The sequence below is a fragment of the Streptomyces sp. H27-H5 genome, assembly GCF_026627505.1.
In the GTDB taxonomy this organism is placed as follows: Bacteria; Actinomycetota; Actinomycetes; order Streptomycetales; family Streptomycetaceae; genus Streptomyces.
Window position 1 is genome coordinate 1 of record NZ_JAPNLK010000294.1, and the last position, 1,409, is coordinate 1,409.

General features: G+C 68.6%; 1 protein-coding gene. It reads right to left on the bottom strand.

Features of this window, described 5'->3' with window-relative positions; all coding sequences use genetic code 11:
* Nucleotides 1-15: 15 nt before the first annotated feature.
* Entirely contained in the window at nucleotides 16-1,404 is a 1,389-nt protein-coding gene (locus tag OTB19_RS42855) for an IS1380 family transposase (protein ID WP_267804275.1), read from the bottom strand.
* Nucleotides 1,405-1,409: the final 5 nt, after the last annotated feature.

The window sequence follows — 1,409 nt, forward strand, 5'->3', positions numbered from 1 at the left end:
CGGTGGACGCGCTGGTCAGGTGACCATGCGGTGATCGACTGCGGTCCACAGATCAATGAAGTCGGCTTCCCAGCACCAGCGTTGAGGGAGGTGCAGGGTGATCGTCCGTGCTCTGGTCGCGATCCGTGCCGGCACGTGGATCAGATGACGGCGGATCGTGCCGGTCCGTGCCCGTGCGTGAAAGACCGAGGCGAGGTGGCCGGCCGCGCGGGTGAGGTTGTAGGCGGTGGCGGCCAGGGTGAGCCAGGCGGCGTTCGCGGTGAACGTGCCCGAGGGCAGGTGTGCCAGGGCGGAGTCCTCCAGATCGGCGAAGACCTGTTCCACCGCGGCGTGATCACGGTGCATGGGCTCGGCATCGGTGAGGACGAAGACGCTGTCGGTGAAGATCGCGTGATGGCGCCAGACGCCGAACAGTTCGCTCTGCCCCGCGGGCACCGTCTTCGGGTTCAGCCGCTTGACCCGGCGCACGATCAGCCGGGCGGCCGTGTGGAACGCCTTCTTCTTCGAGGTGAACGCGGTGAGGCCGATCTCGGCGATCTCGGCGTCGGAGATCCAGCGCTTCTCCTCGTCGTCCCAGATCGCGTCGGTGTACTTGATCGGGGTCCAGGCGTCGGCGGGGATGGTCTCGATGGCCGCGCGGATCGTCTTGGTGACCGCGACCGCGAGGGAGAATCGGGCGCCGGCCTGACGGCAGGCGGCTACGACCTTGTGGGAGAAGTACGCGGAGTCCGCGCGGACGACGATCTGCGCGGTGATGCCCATCGCCCGCACCGTGACCAGGGCCTCGCGCAGCAGACTGGCCGCCCCCTTCCCCGAGCCCGCCGAGCCTTTGCGCAGCCGGGTGGCGACGATGACCGGCGCACACGTGCCCGTCTTGACGGTGACGATCTGGAAGTGGAGGCCGCGGACCTTGGTGTAGCCGAAGGAGGCGCCCTGTTTGGCGGGGCCGTAGACCTGCTTGACCTTGGAGTCGATGTCCACGAACACCACCCCGTCGCCTTCCGGGACGAAGCCGGTGTGGGCGGCCAGGTTGCAGGTGAACGCACGTGTCGCGGACTCCAGTTGGCGCACGTGCCCCCAGGTGAAGGCGCGCAGGAACGTGCCCAAGGTGGACGGCGCCCGCACTCCGCCGAAGAGCTTCGGCAGCCCGCCGTGGCGCAGCACGTCCAGATCGTCGATGGAGTCGGCGCCGGCGACCATGCCGCCCACGATGCTCATCACCTTCGCGTCGGCAGCCGTGCCGGCGCCGTTCTTCGCGCCGGCCAGTCTGACCTTCTCGGCCACCAGAGCCGACAGGCCGCATCGCTCGGCCAGCCGGATCACCGGGACCAGCCCGGCATGCGCGATGAGATTCGGCTCGTCGAACGCGGCGAACACCCTCGCCGGGCTATGGAAGAATTTCACTTGAG